Origin of the sequence: Chromobacterium sp. S0633, assembly GCF_024158805.1 — a bacterium.
Classification (GTDB): domain Bacteria; phylum Pseudomonadota; class Gammaproteobacteria; order Burkholderiales; family Chromobacteriaceae; genus Chromobacterium.
The window spans coordinates 58,317-78,850 of sequence record NZ_JAMZGH010000002.1; the positions used below are offsets into that span (position 1 = coordinate 58,317).

Here is a 20,534-nt window from a genome sequence, read left to right on the forward strand (position 1 = left end):
GTCAGCGGTTTCCTTGTAGATGGTTGATGCGCAGCGCGGCGGGCGGGTGCGAGTCGTAAAAAGCGGAATGCAGCGGGTCCGGCGTCAGCGTGGACGCGTTGTCGCGATAAAGTTTGACCAGGGCGGACACCAGTTTGCCCGCGTCGGTTTCGCTGGCGGCGAAGTCGTCGGCCTCGTATTCATGGCGGCGCGACAGGCTGCTGGACAGCGGGGTGAACGGAAAGGTGAAGGCCGGCACCGCAGTGAAGAACAGGATCAGCGCCATCGCGGTGCTGGGCGTGGAAACGCCCAGGCCGGCGTAGAACCAGGGCGCGTCCAGCAGCTGCCCCAGCAAGAAGAGGAAGCCCAGCGACAGCGCGAAGGCCAGCGCGATGCGCTTGACGATGTGGCGGCGCTTGAAATGGCCCAGCTCGTGAGCCAGCACCGCTTCGATTTCCTGATGGTCCAATTGCCCCAGCAAGGTGTCGAAGAACACGATGCGCTTGCCGGCGCCAAAGCCGGTGAAGTAGGCGTTGCCGTGGCTGGAGCGGCGGGAGCCGTCCATCACGAACACGCCCTGGCTCTGGAAGCCGGCGCGTCGCAGCAGCGCTTCGATGCGCGCCTTGAGCTCCAGGTCTTCCAGCGGGGTGAATTTATTGAACAGCGGCGCGATCAGCGTCGGGTAGATCGCCACCATCAGCAGCTGGAAGCCGGTCCAGACCAGCCAGACCCACAGCCACCACAGCGGGCCGGAAATGTCCATCAGCCACAGCACCAGCGCCACCAGCGGCAAGCCGATGACGGCGCCCAGCAGCAGGCCCTTGATCTGGTCGATGATGAACAGCCTGGGCGTGGTCTTGTTGAAGCCGAAGCGGGCCTCGATGCCGAAGGTGGAGTACAGGCTGAGCGGAAAGCTGACGCAGCCGGTCAGCGCCGCCACGCCCACGATCAGCAGCAGGCCGGACGGCAGCGGCGAGACGCCTGCGGCGGCCACGGCGCCCGCCAGCCATTGCAGCACGCCGCCAAAGGTCAGCGCCAGGATCACCAGGCTGTCCAGCACGGCGGAAAACAGGCCGAAACGGGTCTTGGCGATGCAATAATCGGCGGCCAATTGATGTTGTTGCAAGGCGATGGCGTCGCGAAAAGCGGCGGGCACTTCCGCGCGGTGGCGGGCGATGTGGCGGGCGTGGCGCCAGCCCAGCCAGAGTTTTAGCGCGAGTGTGGCCGCCAGCGCGGCCAGGAAGAGAGAGCTGAATGCCTCGGTCATCGGAGTCCGTTATCTGCTGTCAGGTTTGCCGCCAGCGCGGCAATGAAGGAAAATAGAAGGGTTTTGCAAAGATTGGCAAGTATGACACAAGATCAAATGAACCTCATCTGGCTCGACATGGAAATGACGGGCCTGAATCCAGAGACCGACCGCATCATCGAAGTGGCGATGATCGTGACCGACAGCCAGCTGAACGTGGTGGCGGAATCGCCGGTGTTGGTGATCCACCAGCCCGACGAGGTGTTGGACGGCATGGACGACTGGAACAAGAACACCCACGGCAAGAGCGGCCTGATCGAAAAGGTCAAGGCCTCCACGCTGGGCGAAGCCGAGGCCGAGCAAATCCTGCTGGATTTCATGGCTCTGCACGTGCCGCCGCGGATCACGCCGATGTGCGGCAACACCATCCACCAGGATCGTCGTTTCATGGTGCGCTGGATGCCCAAGCTGGAAGAGTATTTCCACTATCGCAACCTGGATGTGTCTACGCTGAAAGAGTTGTGCAAGCGTTGGAAGCCGGAGGTGGCGCGCGGCGTGGTCAAACGCGGCAAGCACGAGGCGCTGGCGGACATCCTGGAGTCCATCGAGGAGTTGCGTTACTACCGTGAGCATTTCCTCAAGCTCTAAGAACCTGTTTACGATCCGCCGCGCGTAGTGAAACGTGGCACGGCGAGTGCCGCTTCGAAATGCGCATGTGCCACGAGTACATTCCGCTTTCTCAGCTGCAACGCCTTGTCCCGCTCTAGCTCGCGAGATCGTAGACACGTTTTAAGCGGGGTACTGTCCCACAGGAGCGGCTCCGCAGCGGAGCCTGCTCCTTTTTATTGGCGAACACTTATTCCAGCGGCAATCCATATGGCTTCGCAACGCAGTTCCGACATTAATTCCACCCGGGTCTGGGCCCGGCTGCATCAGCATCAGCGCGCAACCCGGCACATGCATATGCGCGAGTTGTTCGACGCCGATCCGCAGCGTTTCCAGCGCTTTTCGCTGGAGCTGGACGGCCTGTTGCTGGACTACTCCAAGAACCGCATCACCGAACGCACGCTGGAGCTGTTGTTCGAATTGGCGCGCGAGGCCGATCTGGCCGGCTGGATGGAGAAAATGCGCGGTGGCGAGCGCATCAACGTCAGCGAGGACCGCGCGGTGCTGCACACCGCCTTGCGGCTGCCGGCCGGCGAGAGCCTGCTGCTGGACGGCTGCGAGCTGGTGGCCGAGGTGCAGGCGGTGCTCGCGCGGATGCGCGCTTTCAGCGAACAGGTGCGCGGCGGCGAGTGGAAAGGCTTCAGCGGCCGGCGCATCCGTCACGTGGTCAATCTGGGCATAGGCGGTTCCGATCTGGGGCCGCTGATGGTGAAAGAGGCGCTGGCCGCGTACGCGTCGCCGGAGCTGGACGTGCATTTCGTCTCCAATGTGGACGGCGCGCACGTCGCGCGCACGCTGCAGCGGCTGGACCCCGCCGAAACCCTGTTCATCATCGCGTCCAAATCCTTCACCACGCCGGAGACGCTGCTGAACGCCCAGGCGGCGCGGCAGTGGTTTTTGCAGGCGGGGAGCGAGGCCGATATCGCGCGTCATTTCGTCGCGGTGTCCACCAATCAGCCGGCGGTGCAGGCTTTCGGCATCGATCCGGCGCATATGTTCGGCTTTTGGGACTGGGTGGGCGGCCGCTACTCCACGTGGTCGGCCATCGGCCTGCCGGTGATGCTGTCGATAGGCTTCGACCGCTTCCAGGAATTCCTGGCCGGCGGTCACGCGATGGACCGGCATTTCTTCAGCGCGCCCTTCGCCGCCAATATGCCGGTGCTGCTGGCGCTGATCGGCGTCTGGTACAACACCTTCTACCGCGCCCATACCCACGCCATCATGCCTTACGACCACGGCTTGCGGCGTTTGCCGGCCCATGTGCAGCAATTGGACATGGAGTCCAACGGCAAGCGCGTCGGCCGTTACGGCGAAGCGCTGGATTTCGACACCGGCCCGGTGATCTGGGGCGAAGAGGGGGCCAATAGCCAGCACGCCTTTTTCCAGCTGCTGCATCAGGGCACGCGACTGGTGCCTTGCGACTTCATCATCCCGATGCGCAGTCATTATCCGGTAGCGGACCAGCACCAGGTGCTGGTGGCCAACTGCCTGGCCCAGACCGAAGCCTTGATGCGCGGCAAGAGCGAGGCCGAGGCGATGCGGGAGCTGGCGCATTTGCCGGGCGAGCAGCTGGACATGTTGTTGCCGCAGAAGCTCTTCCCGGGCAATCAGCCGTCCAACACCCTGGCGCTGGACGAGGTGAGTCCGCGCAGCGTGGGCATGCTGCTGGCGCTGTACGAGCACAAGGTGTTCGTGCAGGGCGTGATCTGGGGTATCAACTCCTTCGATCAATGGGGGGTGGAGTACGGCAAGCAACTGGCGCGCCGCATTCTGCCGGAGCTGGCCGCCGGCGACGACGCGCTGGCGCACGACAGCTCCACCAACGGCTTGATCCGCCATTTCAAAGCGCGGCGAGGCTGAGAGGATGGCCATGCAAGAAAGTCTGGAATTGGCTCGCCGTCTGGGCGAGCGTTTGTTGGCGGCGGGCGAGAGCGTCGCCGCCGCCGAATCCTGCACCGGCGGCATGATCGCCGCGGCGCTGACCGACATCGCCGGCAGTTCCGCCTGGTTCGGCTACGGCGTGGTCACTTACAGCAATGAGGCCAAGCAGCGTCTGCTGCGGGTGGAGGACGGCACCTTGCGCGAGCACGGCGCGGTCAGCGAGGCGGTGGTGAGGCAGATGGCCGCCGGCGCGCAGACGTTGTCCGGCGCGGATTGGAGCGTGGCGGTGTCCGGCGTCGCCGGCCCCGGCGGCGGCACGGCGGCCAAGCCGGTGGGGCTGGTCTGGTTCGGCATCGCCGGTCCTGACGGCTGGAGCGAGGCTTTCAGCTGCCGCTTCGACGGCGATCGCGCGCAGGTGCGCGCGCAAACCGTGATCCGCGCCTTGCAGCGTCTGGACGAGCTGTTGGCCGCGCGCAGCCGCGCCGCTTAGCGTCCACCTGCTGAAGTGCGGCGGGCTTTGAACAGGCTCTTAGTCTTTGTTGTCCGGTTTTTTGCGCGCGCGCGGGTGCGCGCCGTCGTAGACCTTGGCTAGGTGCTGGAAGTCCAGCGCGGTGTAGATCTGGGTGCTGGACAGATTGGCGTGCCCCAGCAGTTCTTGCACCGCGCGCAAGTCCCCGGATGATTGCAGCAGGTGAGAGGCGAAGGAGTGGCGCAGCATATGCGGATGCACGTGTTGTTGCGCGCCGGTCTTGATCGCCCAGTCACGCAGGCGTTTTTCCACTTGCCGTCCGCCCAGCCGTCCGCCGTGGCGGGCGATGAAGACCGCGCGCTCCTCCTGCGCCGCCTGGCGTTGCGCCAGCCAGCGCTGCAGGCAGGCGCGCGCCTCGGCGCCCAGCGGCGCAATGCGTTCCTTGCCGCCCTTGCCGCGGATGCGCAGCAGATCGTCGGAAAAGTCCAGGTCTTCCAGATTCAATCCCACCGCTTCGGACAGGCGCAGCCCGCAGGAATACATCAGCTCGAACAGCGCGCGGTCGCGTATGGAGAGCGCGTCGTCGTCGTCGATGCGGTCCAGCAAGGCCGCGGTGCTGTCCACCGGCAAGGCCTTGGGCAGCGGCTTGTCCTGTTTGGGCGCGCGCAGACCCTGGCTGGGGTCGTCCCCGCGCTGTCCGTTGTCCAACAGCCATTGGTAGAAGCGGCGCCAGGCGGAGAGCTTGCGCGCCAGGCTGCGGCTGTGCAGGCCTTGCGCGTGCAGCTTGGCCAGGATTCTGCGCAACTGGGCGTGTTCGGCCCGCTCCAGCGGAGCGGGGCTCAGCAGGGCGGCCAGTTGTTCCAGATCGCGCAGGTAGGCGGCGGCGGTGTGGCCGCTGCGGCCAGCCAGCGCCAGCGAGGCGGCGAAGCGCTCCAGGATGTCCATTTCAGCGGCGCAGCCTGGCCATCTGCATCAGGCGCTCGAACAATTGCAGATCCTGTTCGCTCTTGAGCAGCGCGCCCGCCAGCGGCGGCGGGGCGTTGTCCTGATGGCGCTGCTTCAGCGCGGCGGCGTCCATGTTTTCCGCCGACAGCAGTTTCAGCCAGTCCAGCAATTCCGAGGTGCTGGGTTTCTTCTTCAAGCCCGGCAGCTCGCGTATGGAGAAGAACACCTCCAGCGCTTCGCTGACCAGTTGCTGGCGCAGGGCGGGGAAGTGGGCGTCGATGATGGCCTGCATGGTGTCCCGGTCCGGGAAGCGGATGTAATGGAAGAAGCAGCGGCGCAAGAAGGCGTCCGGCAGCTCTTTTTCATTATTGGAGGTGATGATGATGATGGGGCGCTGGCGGGCGCGCACGAACTCCTGGGTTTCGTGGACGAAGAACTCCATCTGGTCCAGTTCGCGCAGCAGATCGTTGGGGAATTCGATGTCGGCCTTGTCGATTTCGTCGATCAGCAGCACCGGGGCGGCGTCGGCGTCGAAAGCCTGCCATAGTTTGCCCTTGACGATGTAGTTGCGGATGTCGTGCACGCGGGCGTCGCCCAGCTGCGAGTCGCGCAGCCGCGAAACCGCGTCGTATTCGTACAGGCCGTGCTGCGCCTTGGTGGTGGACTTGATCGGCCAGACAATCAGCTCTCGGCCCAGGCTGCGGGCCACTTCCTCGGCCAGCATGGTCTTGCCGGTGCCGGGTTCGCCCTTGATCAGGAGCGGGCGCTCCAGCGTGATGGCGGCGTTCACAGCCATCATCAGGTCTTCGGTGGCGATGTAGTTGTCGGTGCCGGAAAATCGGGTATTGCTCGTCATGGGCGGGGGAGGCTTCAAAATGGCCAAAGCAGCCGCGCGGACGGCTGCTTTGGCGCGGAAAGGGGTTAACGGGCGAATTCGCGTTCCAGATCGTCCAGCGAAATGCCCCAGCTTTTCATCATATGGCTCAGCAAGGCCATTTCCGGCTCGCTGATGGTGCCGTCGGACTTGCTGATGTCCATGGCCAGCACGCAGGCCAGGATGCGTTTGCGGTGGTCGCTCACCTCGGCCAGCAGGCCGTTGATGCGCTCCGCGTCCAGCAAATGAATGGTGCCGTCGTCGTTGGCTTCGTCGGAGACGTCGTCGCAGTAATCCACCAGCACCTTGGTGAACTGCTTGCGCGGCAGGCCGATCAGGTCGTAGACGTGGAGTTTCTCCAGCAGCTCCAGCTCGCGCGGGTCCATATTGCCATCCGTGATCATAAACATGGCCAGCAGGCGCGCCAGTGCTTCCGGGCTATTGAGTGCGTATTTTCTCATGACGCCTTTCCTTTATTCTGATGTGACGCCTAGCCGCTCCAGAAACGCTGGGGGCATGGCGGCAGGCTTGCGGCTGACGTAGTCGAAGAAGACTAGGCCTGTCTTCAATCTTGCCACTTCTTTCCCGGTTTTGTCATTGCTTGCCTGATAGAGCAGATCGAAACCGCGCGCGCCGACGTCGTCCACGGCCAGCGCGAAGCGCAGCACCTCGCCGTGAAAGGCCTCCGCGCGATAGAGGATGGCGGTGTCCGCCACCACGACGCCCAGGCCCTCGATGCTGAGTTCGTGCGGATAGCCTAGACTTTGTAAAAAGCGCAGCCGCGCTTCCTGAGCCAGTCTCAGTACGGCGTCGTTGCCTAGGTGGCCGGCGTAGTTGATGTCTCCGATGCGGATGTCGACGCGGGTTTCGAATGCGAAGCGCTCAGGCAGGACAATCTGGATTCTGGGCATGATGTGGGCTTTGGGCGAGTGGTTTGGCTGAGTTGTTTGTCTTAACCTGAGTCAACAGGGCAGTGGCATGGTTTGATAGACTGCAAGTGTAAGGCAAATACAACAAGGAGCAGAGTCATGTATCAGCGCATATTCGTACCCGTGGATGATAGTGAAACCTCCAACCTGGCATTGCACGAGGCTTGCCATCTGGCCAAGGAGGTGGGCGCCAGCCTGAAGTTGGTGCATGTGGTGGATTTGGCCCAGTTCGGCTGGGGCGGCACCGAGTTTCTGGACGCGACCGAGCTGCAGAAATCGATCAAGCAGGCGGGCGAGCAGGTGTTGGGCCAGGCCGGGGCCAAGGCCAAGGAGCTGGGCGTGACGGCGGATTGCAAGATCCTGGAAAGCTGGGGCGACAAAATCGCCGCGGTGCTGGTGGACGACGCCGGCGTCTGGGGCGCCGATTTGATAGTGATGGGTACCCATGGCTGGAGCGGCTTAATGCATTTGCTGATGGGCAGCGTGGCGGAGGGCGTGCTTAAACTGGCGGACGTGCCGGTGTTGCTGGTGCGCAACCCGGGGGACTAGGCTGATGGCATGGCGGGCGCCTTGCATGGACGGAGTGAGGCGCGCCGTTGCTTGTCGGACAATCACGCGGGCAAAAATAAAGCCAGCCGGCATCGCTGCGGGCTGGCTTTCCTCGCGGAAGGGGATCAGCCGGCGGTGGCTTCCACGCTGCCGTCCTGGGCTTCCAGCTTGGTGCGAACCGCTTTGCGCAGACTCTTGTACAGGTCCGGGTGGGTTTCCTTCAGATACTCGACGATTTCGAAGTCTTCGCGGCGAACCTTGGACAGGTCGATCTGCTCGACGTGAACCAGGCGCAACAGTTCGCGCACCGGCTTGGGCATGTTGCGGCCGCTTTCGTAGCGGGAGCCGCCGGACTGGGTCACGCCGATGCGGCTCCAGAATTCTTGCTGGTTCAGGCCGAGCTTGCGGCGGATCTCACGCGGGTTGGGGATCTTTTCAAACAGTTTCATGAGTGTTCCTCTCAGTATCAAAGAATATTGGTTCTAATATTTTTTAGGTTTCGTGCCCTGCACCCTAAAAATAGCAAAAAAAATCCATCAGGAATAATTCTGATGCAAAAAAGTTCATGAAGTTCCGTTAAGAGTCGACTTCGTTTTTTGCAATGTTAGTGGATTCTTATTGTCAAGGACAATGGGATTTGCAGGTCGAGACGCAAAAAGATACTGTGTGGTCGCTTTTTTGTAAAGCGTTTTGGCATTTGAGACTGAAAAAAAAGGGGAGGGGCGGCGAGCCTGACCCCCGGCACTTGCGCTAAATAACTGTGGCTGCTTCCTTCCGGACCTGACCAGGTTCGCTATCGCGCAATGCGGGGAGACCCGCCTCAAGAGAAGACGCATTCTAACGACAAGCGGCCGTTTTGCCAAGCTCGGCGTGCGTTTTTGTCGCGACGCCGGCCGCGGCGTCGGTTGCCGAAGCGCGGCCGCGCAGGCAGACTGGGCGGCATCTATATTAATACCGCGGCAAGCGTGGGAGTGTGTGATGGTTCAATCGGCGCAAGAACTGTTGGCGGAACTGATCCGCTTCGACACCACCAGCCGGCATTCCAATCTGCAGTTGATCGAGTGGACGCGCGCTTATCTGTCGCAATTGGGCGTGGAGTCCACGCTGACCTTCAACGACGAGGGCAGCAAGGCCAATCTGTTCGCCCGCATCGGCGCGCCGGAACTGCCGCTGGTGATGCTGTCCGGACATAGCGACGTGGTACCGGTGGACGGCCAGGTCTGGAGCAGCGATCCCTTCGTTCTGACCGATAAGGGCGATGGGCGCTTGTATGGCCGCGGCTCCGCCGATATGAAGGGTTTCATCGCCTGCGTGCTGTCGCTGGCGCCCTGGTTCGCGGAGTTGGCCGCGCGCGGAGAGTTAAGGCAGGGCATAGGCATCGCCCTGTCTTACGACGAGGAAGTCGGCTGCCTGGGCGTGGGCCGGCTGATAGACCGCCTGGCGGCGGACGGGGTCAAGGTGTCGGGCTGCATCGTCGGCGAGCCCACCAGCATGCAGCCGGTGATCGCGCACAAGGGCATCGCTCATTTCCTGTGCAAGGTGGGAGGCCGCGCCGCGCATTCCTCGCTCACCCCGCAAGGCGTCAACGCCATCGAGTTCGCCGCGCGGCTGATCACCCATATCCGCAAGCTGGCCGACGCCGAAGCGTCCTTCGGCCATCGTCAGTCCTTATATGATGTGCCGTTCACCACCTTGCAGACCGGCACCATTCATGGCGGCACCGCCTGCAATATCGTGCCCAAGGATTGCGAATTCATGTTCGAGTGCCGCTGGTTGCCGGGCGATGGGCCTGAGCGTTTTGTCAGTTCCGTCCGGGACTACGCCGCCACCTTGTTGCTGGAGATGCGCGAGGTGGCGCCGGAGGCGCAGATCGAGATCGAACGGGTGGTGTACAGCCCGGCCTTCGAATCGTCGGAAGACAGCGCGGTGCGCCGCACCGTGGCGCGCTTGTGCGGCTGCGACGGCGGCAAGGGCGTCGCCTACACCACCGAGGCCGGCCTGTTCAGCGAGGCCGGCATCGCTTGCGTGGTGTTGGGGCCCGGCAACATCGAACAAGCGCACCGGCCCGACGAATACATCGACATCGATCAACTGGAGCAGTGCGCAGCCTGGTTGCGGCGACTGGGAGATGAGCTGACGCAAAAACCGTGAAGATTTTTTTGCGCTGATGACCGAATAGCCGCAAAATCGCTGCCGGCGACAAGCCGAACACTCAAGTTGCCCGCCGGGGGGATCCCTTAGGCGGGCTTGTTTTATGGCGGCGTGAGCAGCTGTTCAACGCCCGGTCCCAAGGGGCCGGCGAGCGTTGGCGCCGCGGTAGTCAGAAAGAAAAAATAAATGAGTCAGAACGTGGGATCTGTGCGGCAGGGAGGCGCGGCCAAGTCGCGAGACGGCTTCACCTCCAGCTTTGGCGTGTTGGCGGCGACTCTCGGTTCCGCCGTGGGCCTCGGCAATATCTGGAAGTTTCCTTATCTGACCGGCACCAATGGCGGCGCCGGTTTTTTGGTGGTGTATGTGCTGGCCACGCTGCTGGTGGGTTTGCCGGTGATGATCGCCGAGATCATGCTGGGCCGCAAAGCCAAACGCGACGCGGTGACGGCGCTGAAGACGCTGGCGCCGGCCGGTCAGCCCTGGTGGCTGATCAGCGCTTTCGGCGTGCTGGCCGCCTTCCTGATCATGGCTTTCTATTCCGAAGTGGCGGCCTGGGTCTTCGCCTATGTGTTCAAGTCCTTGGGCGGCGGCCTCTTGTCCAGCGATCCCAAGGTGACCTCGCAGGCGTTTGGCGCCTTGATCTCCGATCCGGTGCAATCCTTGCTGTGGCAATGGCTGGTCTTGCTGCTGATAGGCGGTATTCTGCTGATGGGGGTGTCCAAAGGCATCGAGGCGGTGACCAAGAAGCTGATGCCCTTGCTGTTCCTGCTGTTGCTGGTGATAGGCGCGCGCAGCCTGATGCTGCCCGGCGCGGCCAAAGGGCTGGACTTCCTGTTTACCCCCGATTTTTCCAAGATCAGCGGCGCGGTGGTGCTGACCGCGGTGGGGCTGGCCTTCTTCAAGCTGTCCATAGGCATGGGCACCATGATTACCTACGGCAGCTATTTCCGCGATGATCAGAACATCCCGGTCACCACCTTCCGGGTGATGTGCGCGGACCTGTTCGTTTCCCTGCTGGCAGGCATCGCTATTTTCCCCGCGGTGTTCGCTTTCGGCTTTGAGCCGGCGGCGGGCCCGTCGCTGCTCTTCATCACCATCCCGGCGGTGTTCGCCAGCATGCCGCTGGGCAATGTGTTCATGGTGGCCTTCTTCGTGCTGGCCGCGATCGCCGCCACCGGCGCGATGCTGTCCATTCTGGAAGTGCCGGTGTCGGTGTTCAGCGAGCGCTTCGGCATCAGCCGCGTCAAGGCCACGGTGATCAACCTGCTGCTGCTGGCCTTGGTGGGCGCGGGCTGCGCCTTGTCCAACAGCACGCTGTCCGGCTTCAAGCTCTTCGGCATGACCTTGTTCGATCTGTTCGACTTCGTGACCTCTAACCTGCTGATGCCATTGGGCGGCATCTTCCTCTGCCTGTTCGTTGGCTGGGTGTGGGGCTTCGAACAGCTGAAGCAGGCGCTGAGCAATCAGGGCGCCCTGAAGAACGAGGGCTTGTTGAAAGCGCTGTTCTTCGTGCTGCGCTATGTGTCGCCGCTGTTGATCCTGGTGGTGATGCTGAAGGGCCTGGGCGTGATTTGAGCCCGTGCCGTCAAACAGAAAAAGGAGCCGCGAGGCTCCTTTTTTCATGCCGGCCGGCAGGGGTTTAGGGCTGGGCGGCGTCGTCTTCCGGGATCACCACCGGCGGCGGGGTGAAGCCGTTCAGTTCGCGGGCGTTTTTTTCCAACAGCAGCACAATGCTGGTGTTGAGCGCGCCGAAAGCCCAGCTGACCAGGAAAAACACCGAGTAGGCCGATAGCTTGTCGTTGAACAGGATTTTGCCGTGCAGACTGAGCTCGGCCGGATCGAAAATGGAGAAGAACACCCCTGTCGCCAGAATGGCGATGATGAAGGAGGGCCAGAACAGCAAGATGCCTTTTTTCATTGAGTCATGCTCCTGTGGCTGCCGCAAGGAAATGCTTGGGTGGCTGATGTCAGGGTAATGGCCGGGCGACGCACTGTCAAAACGCGGCGACGGTGGATGAGAGCCCGGAGAACGGCTCTCCATGTTAGACTGTGGCCATCCGGTTTTTCTTGTCCAGCCGGCCAGGGCGAGCGCTTTTGGCCGGTTGTTGCGTAAAGTAATGGAGCCTTGCATGACCTCGATCTTCTCCGCCGTAGAACTGGCGCCGCGCGACCCTATCCTGGGCCTGAACGAAGCATTCAACGCCGACACCCGCACCACCAAGGTGAATCTGGGCGTTGGCGTTTACTCCGACGACAACGGCAAGATTCCGCTGTTGGCGGCGGTGAAGGCGGCGGAGAAGGCGCGTCTTGAAACCATGCCGCCGCGCGGCTACCAGCCGATCGAAGGCGCTCAGGCTTACGACAGCGCGGTGCAGAACCTGCTGTTCGGCGCGGACAGCGAGCTGATCAAGGCGGGCCAGGTGGTGACGGCTCAAGCGCTGGGCGGCACCGGCGCCCTGAAAATCGGCGCGGATTTCCTGAAGCGCCTGAACCCGGCGGCCAAGGTCTATATCAGCAACCCGAGCTGGGAAAACCACCGCGCGCTGTTCGAGTCCGCCGGCTTCGAGGTGGAAAACTACCCGTATTACGACGCGGCCACCCGCGGCGTCGATTTCGACGGCATGCGCGCCTTCCTGGCGCAACTGCCGGCCGGCTCCGTGATCGTGCTGCACGCTTGCTGCCACAATCCCACCGGCGCCGACCTGTCCGACGCGCAATGGGCCGAGGTGGTGAAGGTCTGCCGCGAGCGCGGCCTGGTGCCTTTCCTGGACATGGCTTATCAGGGCTTTGCCGACGGCATCGACGCCGACGCCGTCGCCGTGCGCCTGTTTTCGGCCTCCGGCCTGCAGTTCTTCGTGTCCAGCTCCTTCTCCAAGAGCTTCTCGCTGTACGGCGAGCGCGTGGGCGCCTTGTCCATCGTCACCGCCGGCAAGGAAGAATCCGCGCGCGTGCTGTCCCAACTGAAGCGCGTGATCCGCACCAACTATTCCAACCCGCCGATTCACGGCGGCGCGGTGGTGGCCGCGGTGCTGTCCAACCCTGAACTGCGCCAGCTGTGGGAAGACGAACTGGCCGGCATGCGCGATCGCATTCGCGCGATGCGCGTCGGCTTGGTCGAGGCGATCAAGGCCGAAGGCGTGGCTCAGGACTTCTCCTTTGTCGCCCAGCAGCGCGGCATGTTCTCCTATACCGGCCTGAGCGCGGCCCAGGTGGAGCGCTTGCGCGCCGACTTCGGCATCTACGCCGTGTCCACCGGCCGCATCTGCCTGGCGGCGTTGAACAGCAAGAACCTGACCTATGTGGCTTCCGCCATCGCCCAGGTGGTGAAGGCGGGCTAAGCCTGGCCGGTTTTGATATCCAGCATCGCCAAAGCCCCGCAAGTCGGGGCTTTTTTTCAATCGGCCTATCGCCGGCCGTAGTCAAGGAGCAGATTCATGCAATTGCACAGCCGCAGCTTTCAAGACGGGGAACGCATTCCGGGCCGCCTGGCCTTCTGCGTGCCGGACGCCGACAGCCATGTCGCGCTGTCCGACAACCTCAACCCGCATCTGGTCTGGAGCGGAGCGCCGGAGGGGACGCGCTCGTTCGCGCTGATATGCCATGATCCGGACGTGCCGTCGCGCGGCGACGACGTCAATCAGGAGGGCAGGGAGGTGCCGGCGGATCTGCCGCGGGTGGACTTCTATCACTGGCTGCTGCTGGACATTCCCGCCGGACAGAGCGAGATCGCCGAGGGCGGCCACAGCGCGGGGGTGAGCGCGCGCGGCAAGAGCGGTCCGGATGCGCCGCAGGGCTTGCGTCACGGCATCAACGACTACACCGGCTGGTTCGCCGGCGACGCGGCTATGGCCGGCGACTACTACGGCTACGACGGCCCCTGCCCGCCGTGGAACGACAGCCTGGAGCACCGCTACGTGTTCACCGTCTACGCCTTGGATGTGGCAGCTTTGCCGGTGGACGGCGCCTTGACGCCTGCCAACATCGTTGCGGCTTTGGACGGCCATGTGTTGGCCTCGGCCAGCCTGAGCGGCCGCTATACGCTAAATCCGCGTTTGCTGTAATCGTCCCGCAATGTGAAGAAGTGGCAAAAAGGACAGTTTGTCCGTCTCGCAACGCAGAGGCCTCTGGCAAGGGATTGCAGTAGGCCAATGAAATGCAGCATGATGTTGCGGCGTTTCCCGTCTCCGCGGCTGATTTAGTTCGGGAGCCCGCGCCCGCGCGGCGCTTTGAACCGCGGCCAGCCCAAAGCGGCAAACGATAACAACATCAAAGGGGATTAACTGTCATGGTTGCAAACACTGTTAAAGACAAGCTGCCGGCCGCCGCGTTGGCGACGGGCGCTTTTGACGCGGACGATGCCGATGTGCGCAACAATCTGGGGCTGATGGGCTTGTTGGATGTGAACTCCGGCGATGGCCGCTATCGCCTGACCGCGACGCTGGAGCCGGAAGTCGAAGGCGTGGACGACGTTCAGGCCTGGGTGTTGGAAATGGAGCTCGTGACCCTGGCCACCGGTCAGGTGCTGCGTTGCAAACAGGCCGGCGTCGCCTATGCCGGCCCCACGCCGGGCAGCCATCTGCGCCGCTTGTTGGCCAATGGTCAGCTGCAGGGGTATTTGCAACTGGCCGCCTAGCCGGACCGCGCCGCCAGCAGGGATTAAGCCGCCGCATCATGCTGCGGCTTAATTTTTTTCTCCGTCTGGGCGCTCATCGTCCGCGCGCGCCTGCCGCGAACACTATAAAAAACGGTACAATCGCCGCAGTCGGGCCCGCAGCGGGTGCGGGTCCGGCCGTTAATTTTCGACATCGTCAGAGGTTGTGAACTGTGTGGTTTGTGCTGTGTGTGCTGCTGTTGGTGCTGGGTGCGCTGGCTTGGCTGGTGTATACCGGCCGCGTCGTCTTGTCCGAATGGACCCAAAAGCTGGATCGCTTGTTGGGCATGTCGCCGACGGAGCGTCATGAGCCGGACTACTTTGCTGAGGAGGCCGACGCCGGGTCGCACGCCGCGGAGGCGTGGAGCCGTCCTCGGACCGAGCCGATCGCGCCCCGCGACGCGTCTCCCGCTCCAGCCGAGCCGGAGCCGGCCAGACCGTCCGCGCCACAGCCGTCCCCTGAACGCGAAGCGCCGCCGGCCGCCGTCGAGCGCGAAACCGTAGTCTTGCCGAAACGGCCGGCCGCGCCGCCGCAGGCCAAGCCGGAACTGCCGACGCTGGAACTGTCCCGCGAATACCGCAAGCGCGTGCGCCAGCCGTCGGCCGAGCAAGAACAGGCCAAGGATCTGCCGGTGATCGGCCTGCATGAGCTGCAACATAATCTGCAGTCGGATTACCGTCGCCGCCAGGCCTCCCGGGTTCTGACGCAGAGCGCCAAGGATCAGGGCGCATCCGCCTTGCCGGTGATCGAGCCCAGCGAGGTGCGCGAGCAGTTGCGCCACATCCATTCCAAGCGCGGCAAAACCATGGCCGCGCCTCAAGCTTTCGTGATTCGCCCCCAGGCGCTGAAGCCGCAAGAGGCGGAGGAGCCGCAAATCGTGCCGCCGCCCGTGGTGCGGCATGAATTGCCGGCCAGCGCGCGGCCCGCGCATCACGGCTGGCTGTCTCCGCCGCCTGCGCAGGCGCGACCGGCGCCGCCGTTGATCGAGCCCGAAGTGGTGGCGTTCGAGGAGATGTCCGCGCCGATGGCGGAGATCGCGCCGCCTAGGCCGGAGGACGAGGCCCAGGCCCCGTCGTCGGAGCCGGCGTCGCCGGTATTCGCGCCGGTCGAGCCCGCCGCGCCGGCGTTTCTGCTTGACGTGGAGCCCAGGTCCGAGCAGGAATGGGCGCCGCCGGCCGAGGCCGCGCCGCCGGCTCCCGCGGCTGACGAGGCGGCGTTGCCGCTTATCGACCCGGTTCCGGTTTCCGTTCCGCAGACCGTAGACGAGGCGGAGCCGACGCGGCCGCCGGAGCCGGCGCCGTGGCGCTGGCCGCAAACGCGTTCGGTTCTGGTGCAGGAGGATGAAAAGCCCGCGGTGGTGCAGCAGGCGGTGTTGCCGGCGGAAGAGCCGCCTTCGGCGGCGGCCGCGGCGCGGCAGCTGGCGGCCAAACCCATGCCCTGGGTCTTGATCGAGCCGCCGGCGGCGGAAGCGAAGCCGGCGGAAGTCTTGGCCGAGCTTCGTCCGCCCTGGGACGCCGAGCCGGCGCCGGAGGCGTCCGAGGCATGGGCGCGGCAGGCGCAGGCCGAGGTGGAGCAGGCGGCGACGCCGGACGCCAAAGCGGAAGCCAAGCCGCGGCCGATATACGACGATTACGGTTTGCCGGGGCTGGATTTGCTGCGCCCGGCGGACGAGGCGACGGTGACGTGCTCGGAGGAGGAGTTGCTGGAGCGCGGCATCGTCATCGAGGAAAAGCTGGCCGAGTTTAAGGTCAAGGTCAGCGTGGTGGACGCTTACGCCGGCCCGGTGATCACCCGTTACGAGGTGGAGCCGGCGGTGGGCGTGCGCGGCAATCAGGTGGTCAATCTGATGAAGGATTTGTCGCGCGCGCTGGGCCTGGCCGCGATCCGGGTGGTGGAAACCATACCCGGCAAAACCTGCATGGGTCTGGAGCTGCCCAATCCCAAGCGCCAGATGATACGTTTGTCCGAGATATTCTCCTCCGAAGTGTTCCAGCAGCCGCGTTCGCGCCTTACTCTGGCCTTGGGCAAGGACATCACCGGCCAGCCGGTGGCGATGGATCTGGCCAAGGCGCCGCATCTATTGGTGGCCGGCACCACCGGCTCCGGCAAATCAGTGGGCGTCAACGCGATGATTTTGTCCATGCTGTACAAGGCGCGGCCGGACGAAGTGCGCTTCATCATGATAGATCCCAAGATGCTGGAACTGTCGGTGTACAACGACATCCCGCATCTGCTGGCTCCGGTGGTCACCGATATGAAGCTGGCGGCCAACGCCTTGAACTGGTGCGTGGGCGAGATGGAGCGCCGCTACCGGCTGATGAGCGCGCTGGGCGTGCGCAATCTGGCCGGTTACAACGACAAGGTGAGCGAGGCCGAAGCCATGGGGCAGCGCATCGGCAATCCGTTCAGCCTGACGCCGGAAACGCCGGAGCCTTTGGAGGCGCTGCCCTTCATCGTAGTGGTGGTGGACGAGTTCGCCGATCTGATGATGGTGGCCGGCAAGAAGATCGAGGAATTGATCGCGCGGCTGGCGCAGAAGGCGCGCGCCGCCGGCATCCATTTGATCCTGGCCACTCAGCGGCCGTCGGTGGATGTGATTACCGGTCTGATCAAGGCCAATATTCCGACGCGGATCGCCTTCCAGGTGTCCAGCAAGGTGGACAGCCGCACCATTCTGGACCAGATGGGCGCGGAAAGCCTGCTGGGTCAGGGCGATATGCTGTTCCTGCCGCCGGGCACCGGTTATCCGCAGCGCGTGCACGGCGCCTTCGTCACCGACGACGAAGTGCACGCCATCGTCGAGCATCTGAAGCAGTTCGGCGAGCCCGATTACGTGGAAGGCCTGTTGACCGGCGAGAGCGAGGCGGAGGAGGAGTCCGCCGCGGCCACGGCCAAGGCGCAGGCGGCGACGGAAAGCGACCCGCTGTACGACGAGGCGGTGGAAATCGTGATGCGCACCCGCAAGCCGTCTATTTCATCGGTGCAGCGCCATCTGCGCATAGGCTATAACCGCGCCGCGCGGCTGATCGAGGAAATGGAAGCGGCGGGCATCGTCAGCCCGATGGAAAGCAACGGCAACCGGACGGTGCTGGTGCCGCAGCGCGAGTTCTGATCCGCGTGTCGCCGCATGAAAAAAGCGCGCCCTAGCGGCGCGCTTTTTCGTTTCTTATGCGTGGACGGGGGTCAGCGACGGCGCTGGTCCTGATCGTTGCGAATGCGGATCGGAGCCAGTTGGTCCTGGTCTTCCACCGGGCCGCTCAACATCTTGGCGACGACGACCACAGCGGCGATGAGGGCGAATAAAAGCAAAATTTCCATGGCATGGCTCCCCGAGGCTTGAGTACGAACTTGTTGGTGAAGACGATTGCCGGCCAACCGGCCTGGAAGCAAAGTCGTCTATGGCGGCCCCCTGTGATTTCATTCTGGAACACAAGCCGCCGCAAGCTCAAGTAATAATTTGTGTCGGAAAGTTAAAATTCAAGGCGCGCTGCGCTTCAGCGCCCGCATCGCCTGATCAATGCCTTGCAACGTCAGCCCGTACATGCGCCCGGACATCAGTTGCCGCAGCATGTGCAGCGATTGGGTGTAGTCCCAGTGCGCTTCCGGCACCGGGTTGAGCCAGGCGGCGTGCTTGAAGTGAGCGAGCAGGCGGCGCAGCCAGACTTCGCCGGCCTCCTGGTTCATGTGTTCCACGCTGCCGCCCGGATAGCTGATCTCATAGGGGCTCATGGTGGCGTCGCCGACGATGATTAGTTTGTAATCGCCGCCGAAAGTATGGATCAGGTCCCAGGTGGGCAGGGTCTGGGTGTGGCGGCGGGCGTTGTCCTTCCATACCGCTTCGTAGACGCAGTTGTGGAAGTAGAAATACTCCAGGTGCTTGAACTCGGACTTCACCGCCGAGAACAGTTCCTCGCAGGCCTTGACGTGGTCGTCCATCGAGCCGCCGATGTCGAACAGCACCAGCACCTTGACCGCGTTGCGCAGCTCGCGCTGCATGCGCAGGTCCAGCATGCCGGCCTTGCCGGCGGTGGCGGCGATGGTGGCGTCCAGATCCAGCACTTCCTCGGCGCCGTCGCGGGCGAACTCGCGCAGCCGGCGCAGCGCGATCTTGAGATTGCGGGTGCCCAGCTCGACCGAATCGTCGAAATTGCGGAATTCGCGCTGGTCCCACACTTTCACCGCGCGGCGATGGCGCGACTCATGCTGGCCGATGCGGATGCCGGCCGGATTGTAGCCGAAGGCGCCGAAGGGGCTGGTGCCGCCGGTGCCTATCCATTTATTGCCGCCCTGGTGCCGTTCCTGCTGCTCTTGCAGCCGCTGGCGCAGGGTGTCCATCAACTGCTCCCAGCCCAGCGCTTCCAGGCGGCGCTTGTCTTCCTCTGACAGGTGCTTTTCCACCTGCTTGCGCAGCCAGTCTTCCGGGATGCCGGTTTTCAGTTCGTCCAGCGCCAGCGACAGGCCTTTGAAATGGCTGCCGAACACTTGGTCGAAACGGTCGAAGTGTTTCTCATCCTTGATCAGCGCGGTGCGCGCCAGATAGTAAAACGCGTCCAGATCGCCGAAGGCGACGCGTTTTTGCAGCGCCTCCAGCAAGGTGAGGAATTCTTTCAGCGTGACCGGCAGGCCGGCTTCGCGCAGGGCGTAAAAAAAATCGATCAACATGGCGCGGCTAGAGGGTGACAGCGTGGGTGGGCGATGATATTCTTGTTTTAGAGTCACGGCTCTAAACAATCGTTCGGATACTGCTATCCTAAGGATAATACAATGAATGCCGCCGCCATGCCCATTTGCCGGGATGATCATCTGCAAGCGGAGTTTTCCCGCCTGTACCGCCTTAGCCGGGCTTCAGCGTTTCCGCCGCTGGAGCAGCGCCAGGATTGGCTCAAGCGCCTGGAGAGCATGTTGCAGGACAACCGCCAGGCTTTCGTCGACGCTATCAGCCAGGACTTCGGCCACCGCAGCGCGGTGGAAACCCGGCTGGCCGAGCTGTTTCCCTCGCTGGAGGCCATACGTTACGCGCGTCGGCGGCTGCGGCGCTGGATGCGGCCGGAACGGCGTGGGGTGTCTATGTGGTTCCAGCCGGCCGGCAACAGCGTGATGCCGCAGCCCTTGGGCGTCATCGGTGTGCTGGTGCCGTGGAACTATCCCTTGTTTCTGGCGCTGGGGCCGGTGGTGTCCGCCTTGGCGGCCGGCAACCGGGTGATGGTGAAGATGTCGGAATACACGCCGGCAACCGGCACGCTGTTGCAGCGCCTGGCCGAGCGCTACCTGGGGCCGGAGGTGATGGTCGTGGTCAACGGCGATGCCGAACTGGCCCAAGACTTCAGCCGGCTGCCTTTCGACCATCTGTTCTTCACCGGCTCCACCGCGGTGGGCCGTCACGTCATGCGCGCGGCGGCGGAGAATCTGACGCCGGTGACCTTGGAGCTGGGCGGCAAATCGCCGGTCATCGTCGCCCGGGGCGCCGATCTGCGTCACGCGGCCGAGGCCATCGTCGCCGGCAAGATGCTGAACGCCGGCCAGACCTGCGTGGCGCCGGACTATGTGCTGGTCAACGATAAGGACCGCGAGGCTTTGCTGGACGAGTTGCGCGGCGCGGCGCGGCGCGCCTATCCAACGCTGGCGGACAATCCCGATTACAGCGCCATCATCAACGAGCGTCATTGCCAGCGCCTGCTGCAATGGCTGGAGGAGGCGCGCGCGGCCGGCGCCGAGGTGGAGCAGATCAACCCGGCGGCGGAGGACTGGCGGCCCAGCCGCAAATTCCCGCTGACCCTGGTGCAGGGCTGCCCGGAAGACGCGACTTTGTTGCGGGAGGAGATTTTCGGGCCGATTCTGCCGGTGCTGAGTTACGACAAATTCGACGAGGCGCTGGCCTACGTCAACGCGCGGCCGCGGCCGCTGGCCTTGTATCTGTTCGACCGGGATGCGCTGCGCATAGAGAAAACCTTGCGCGAAACCGTGTCGGGCGGGGTGGCGATCAACGACATCGCCCTGCAGGTGGTGCAGGAGGATTTGCCTTTCGGCGGCGTCGGCCCGTCCGGGATGGGGCATTGTCACGCCAAGGAGGGCTTTATGGCCTTCTCCAAGCTCAAGCCGGTGTTCCGGCAAAGCCGCTGGGCCGGCACCGCCTTGACGCGCGCGCCTTACGGCGCCGGCGTGGAGCGGCTGTTGAAGTGGATGCTGCGCTGAG

20 protein-coding genes and 1 other RNA gene are annotated in these 20,534 nt (G+C 63.7%); 11 read left to right on the plus strand and 10 right to left on the minus strand.

From position 1 onward, the window contains the following. Position 1: 1 nt before the first annotated feature. On the minus strand, positions 2 to 1,246 hold the full coding sequence (locus NK214_RS01410) for a M48 family metallopeptidase (RefSeq protein ID WP_227103403.1): 1,245 nt from the start codon (positions 1,244 to 1,246) through the stop codon (positions 2 to 4). A gap of 81 nt (positions 1,247 to 1,327) precedes the next feature. Between NK214_RS01410 and orn the strand changes: the two genes are divergently transcribed. From orn to NK214_RS01425, 3 genes are all read left to right on the plus strand, one after another. Next, positions 1,328 to 1,873, plus strand: a complete 546-nt coding sequence (gene orn / locus NK214_RS01415) for an oligoribonuclease (protein ID WP_107798817.1) — start codon at positions 1,328 to 1,330, stop codon at positions 1,871 to 1,873. Positions 1,874 to 2,101: 228 nt separating this feature from the next. Next, positions 2,102 to 3,751 (plus strand): glucose-6-phosphate isomerase, encoded by a 1,650-nt coding sequence (pgi, locus tag NK214_RS01420; RefSeq protein ID WP_107798818.1) that lies wholly within the window; start codon positions 2,102 to 2,104, stop codon positions 3,749 to 3,751. A 22-nt stretch (positions 3,752 to 3,773) separates the two neighbouring features. After that, positions 3,774 to 4,262, plus strand: coding sequence for a CinA family protein (locus NK214_RS01425; RefSeq protein ID WP_371926179.1), 489 nt, complete (start codon positions 3,774 to 3,776; stop codon positions 4,260 to 4,262). Between the two features lie 39 nt (positions 4,263 to 4,301). Here the strand turns inward: NK214_RS01425 and xerC are convergent, their stop codons facing one another. From xerC to NK214_RS01445, 4 genes are all read right to left on the minus strand, one after another. Then, positions 4,302 to 5,186: a tyrosine recombinase XerC gene (gene xerC / locus NK214_RS01430; RefSeq protein WP_227103399.1), complete on the minus strand. Its 885-nt coding sequence runs from the start codon at positions 5,184 to 5,186 to the stop codon at positions 4,302 to 4,304. A 1-nt stretch (position 5,187) separates the two neighbouring features. Then, the gene (locus NK214_RS01435; protein ID WP_107798821.1) at positions 5,188 to 6,042 is read right to left on the minus strand and encodes a MoxR family ATPase; all 855 of its coding nucleotides are present in this window, start codon (positions 6,040 to 6,042) and stop codon (positions 5,188 to 5,190) included. 65 nt (positions 6,043 to 6,107) lie between these two features. After that, positions 6,108 to 6,521 (minus strand): hypothetical protein, encoded by a 414-nt coding sequence (locus NK214_RS01440; protein ID WP_107798822.1) that lies wholly within the window; start codon positions 6,519 to 6,521, stop codon positions 6,108 to 6,110. 12 nt (positions 6,522 to 6,533) lie between these two features. Then, positions 6,534 to 6,971 (minus strand): thioesterase family protein, encoded by a 438-nt coding sequence (locus NK214_RS01445; RefSeq protein ID WP_107798823.1) that lies wholly within the window; start codon positions 6,969 to 6,971, stop codon positions 6,534 to 6,536. 117 nt (positions 6,972 to 7,088) lie between these two features. On the opposite strand from NK214_RS01445, the gene NK214_RS01450 reads away from it, so the two are divergent. Then, positions 7,089 to 7,538 carry a universal stress protein gene (locus NK214_RS01450; RefSeq protein WP_107798824.1) on the plus strand — a complete coding sequence of 150 codons (450 nt, stop codon included), beginning with the start codon at positions 7,089 to 7,091 and terminating at the stop codon, positions 7,536 to 7,538. 125 nt (positions 7,539 to 7,663) lie between these two features. On the opposite strand, the gene NK214_RS01455 is transcribed toward NK214_RS01450, so the two are convergent. Next, positions 7,664 to 7,987, minus strand: a complete 324-nt coding sequence (locus tag NK214_RS01455) for a DNA-binding transcriptional regulator (protein ID WP_107798825.1) — start codon at positions 7,985 to 7,987, stop codon at positions 7,664 to 7,666. Between the two features lie 272 nt (positions 7,988 to 8,259). Further along, positions 8,260 to 8,358: signal recognition particle sRNA small type (ffs, locus tag NK214_RS01460), an RNA gene on the minus strand. A gap of 158 nt (positions 8,359 to 8,516) precedes the next feature. Here ffs and argE point away from each other — a divergent pair. Then, positions 8,517 to 9,689: an acetylornithine deacetylase gene (argE, locus tag NK214_RS01465; protein WP_253313614.1), complete on the plus strand. Its 1,173-nt coding sequence runs from the start codon at positions 8,517 to 8,519 to the stop codon at positions 9,687 to 9,689. Positions 9,690 to 9,875: 186 nt separating this feature from the next. Then, on the plus strand, positions 9,876 to 11,264 hold the full coding sequence (locus NK214_RS01470; protein ID WP_227103392.1) for a sodium-dependent transporter: 1,389 nt from the start codon (positions 9,876 to 9,878) through the stop codon (positions 11,262 to 11,264). A gap of 64 nt (positions 11,265 to 11,328) precedes the next feature. Here the strand turns inward: NK214_RS01470 and NK214_RS01475 are convergent, their stop codons facing one another. Continuing rightward, complete coding sequence (locus NK214_RS01475; RefSeq protein WP_253313615.1) at positions 11,329 to 11,607, minus strand: hypothetical protein; 279 nt, start codon at positions 11,605 to 11,607, stop codon at positions 11,329 to 11,331. 211 nt (positions 11,608 to 11,818) lie between these two features. On the opposite strand from NK214_RS01475, the gene NK214_RS01480 reads away from it, so the two are divergent. From NK214_RS01480 to NK214_RS01495, 4 genes are all read left to right on the plus strand, one after another. After that, a complete protein-coding gene (locus NK214_RS01480; RefSeq protein ID WP_253313616.1) occupies positions 11,819 to 13,027 on the plus strand; it encodes an amino acid aminotransferase in 1,209 nt (402 codons plus the stop codon). Positions 13,028 to 13,123: 96 nt separating this feature from the next. Beyond that, positions 13,124 to 13,750 (plus strand): YbhB/YbcL family Raf kinase inhibitor-like protein, encoded by a 627-nt coding sequence (locus tag NK214_RS01485; RefSeq protein WP_253313617.1) that lies wholly within the window; start codon positions 13,124 to 13,126, stop codon positions 13,748 to 13,750. A gap of 224 nt (positions 13,751 to 13,974) precedes the next feature. Beyond that, complete coding sequence (locus NK214_RS01490) at positions 13,975 to 14,322, plus strand: hypothetical protein (protein WP_107798831.1); 348 nt, start codon at positions 13,975 to 13,977, stop codon at positions 14,320 to 14,322. Between the two features lie 191 nt (positions 14,323 to 14,513). Beyond that, positions 14,514 to 17,453, plus strand: coding sequence for a DNA translocase FtsK (locus NK214_RS01495; RefSeq protein ID WP_253313618.1), 2,940 nt, complete (start codon positions 14,514 to 14,516; stop codon positions 17,451 to 17,453). A 71-nt stretch (positions 17,454 to 17,524) separates the two neighbouring features. On the opposite strand, the gene NK214_RS24975 is transcribed toward NK214_RS01495, so the two are convergent. Both NK214_RS24975 and NK214_RS01500 read right to left on the minus strand, forming a co-directional pair. Further along, entirely contained in the window at positions 17,525 to 17,659 is a 135-nt protein-coding gene (locus tag NK214_RS24975; protein WP_019100128.1) for a hypothetical protein, read from the minus strand. A gap of 159 nt (positions 17,660 to 17,818) precedes the next feature. Next, positions 17,819 to 19,003: a VWA domain-containing protein gene (locus NK214_RS01500; RefSeq protein ID WP_107798832.1), complete on the minus strand. Its 1,185-nt coding sequence runs from the start codon at positions 19,001 to 19,003 to the stop codon at positions 17,819 to 17,821. A gap of 102 nt (positions 19,004 to 19,105) precedes the next feature. Here NK214_RS01500 and NK214_RS01505 point away from each other — a divergent pair, with 102 nt between their 5' ends. Then, the gene (locus NK214_RS01505; protein WP_253313619.1) at positions 19,106 to 20,533 is read left to right on the plus strand and encodes a coniferyl aldehyde dehydrogenase; all 1,428 of its coding nucleotides are present in this window, start codon (positions 19,106 to 19,108) and stop codon (positions 20,531 to 20,533) included. Position 20,534 lies beyond the last annotated feature (1 nt).

What these genes read in the sequence shown, in the direction of transcription:
- NK214_RS01505 (WP_253313619.1), top strand. Translation starts at nt 19,106, where the DNA reads ATGAATGCCGCCGCCATGCCCATTTGCCGGGATGATCATCTGCAAGCG.
- NK214_RS01410 (WP_227103403.1), bottom strand. Translation starts at nt 1,246, where the DNA reads ATGACCGAGGCATTCAGCTCTCTCTTCCTGGCCGCGCTGGCGGCCACA.
- NK214_RS01450 (WP_107798824.1), top strand. Translation starts at nt 7,089, where the DNA reads ATGTATCAGCGCATATTCGTACCCGTGGATGATAGTGAAACCTCCAAC.
- NK214_RS01435 (WP_107798821.1), bottom strand. Translation starts at nt 6,042, where the DNA reads ATGACGAGCAATACCCGATTTTCCGGCACCGACAACTACATCGCCACC.
- NK214_RS24975 (WP_019100128.1), bottom strand. Translation starts at nt 17,659, where the DNA reads ATGGAAATTTTGCTTTTATTCGCCCTCATCGCCGCTGTGGTCGTCGTC.
- orn (WP_107798817.1), top strand. Translation starts at nt 1,328, where the DNA reads ATGACACAAGATCAAATGAACCTCATCTGGCTCGACATGGAAATGACG.
- NK214_RS01480 (WP_253313616.1), top strand. Translation starts at nt 11,819, where the DNA reads ATGACCTCGATCTTCTCCGCCGTAGAACTGGCGCCGCGCGACCCTATC.
- NK214_RS01455 (WP_107798825.1), bottom strand. Translation starts at nt 7,987, where the DNA reads ATGAAACTGTTTGAAAAGATCCCCAACCCGCGTGAGATCCGCCGCAAG.
- NK214_RS01485 (WP_253313617.1), top strand. Translation starts at nt 13,124, where the DNA reads ATGCAATTGCACAGCCGCAGCTTTCAAGACGGGGAACGCATTCCGGGC.
- NK214_RS01475 (WP_253313615.1), bottom strand. Translation starts at nt 11,607, where the DNA reads ATGAAAAAAGGCATCTTGCTGTTCTGGCCCTCCTTCATCATCGCCATT.
- NK214_RS01490 (WP_107798831.1), top strand. Translation starts at nt 13,975, where the DNA reads ATGGTTGCAAACACTGTTAAAGACAAGCTGCCGGCCGCCGCGTTGGCG.
- NK214_RS01440 (WP_107798822.1), bottom strand. Translation starts at nt 6,521, where the DNA reads ATGAGAAAATACGCACTCAATAGCCCGGAAGCACTGGCGCGCCTGCTG.
- NK214_RS01500 (WP_107798832.1), bottom strand. Translation starts at nt 19,003, where the DNA reads ATGTTGATCGATTTTTTTTACGCCCTGCGCGAAGCCGGCCTGCCGGTC.
- NK214_RS01445 (WP_107798823.1), bottom strand. Translation starts at nt 6,971, where the DNA reads ATGCCCAGAATCCAGATTGTCCTGCCTGAGCGCTTCGCATTCGAAACC.
- pgi (WP_107798818.1), top strand. Translation starts at nt 2,102, where the DNA reads ATGGCTTCGCAACGCAGTTCCGACATTAATTCCACCCGGGTCTGGGCC.
- argE (WP_253313614.1), top strand. Translation starts at nt 8,517, where the DNA reads ATGGTTCAATCGGCGCAAGAACTGTTGGCGGAACTGATCCGCTTCGAC.
- NK214_RS01470 (WP_227103392.1), top strand. Translation starts at nt 9,876, where the DNA reads ATGAGTCAGAACGTGGGATCTGTGCGGCAGGGAGGCGCGGCCAAGTCG.
- xerC (WP_227103399.1), bottom strand. Translation starts at nt 5,186, where the DNA reads ATGGACATCCTGGAGCGCTTCGCCGCCTCGCTGGCGCTGGCTGGCCGC.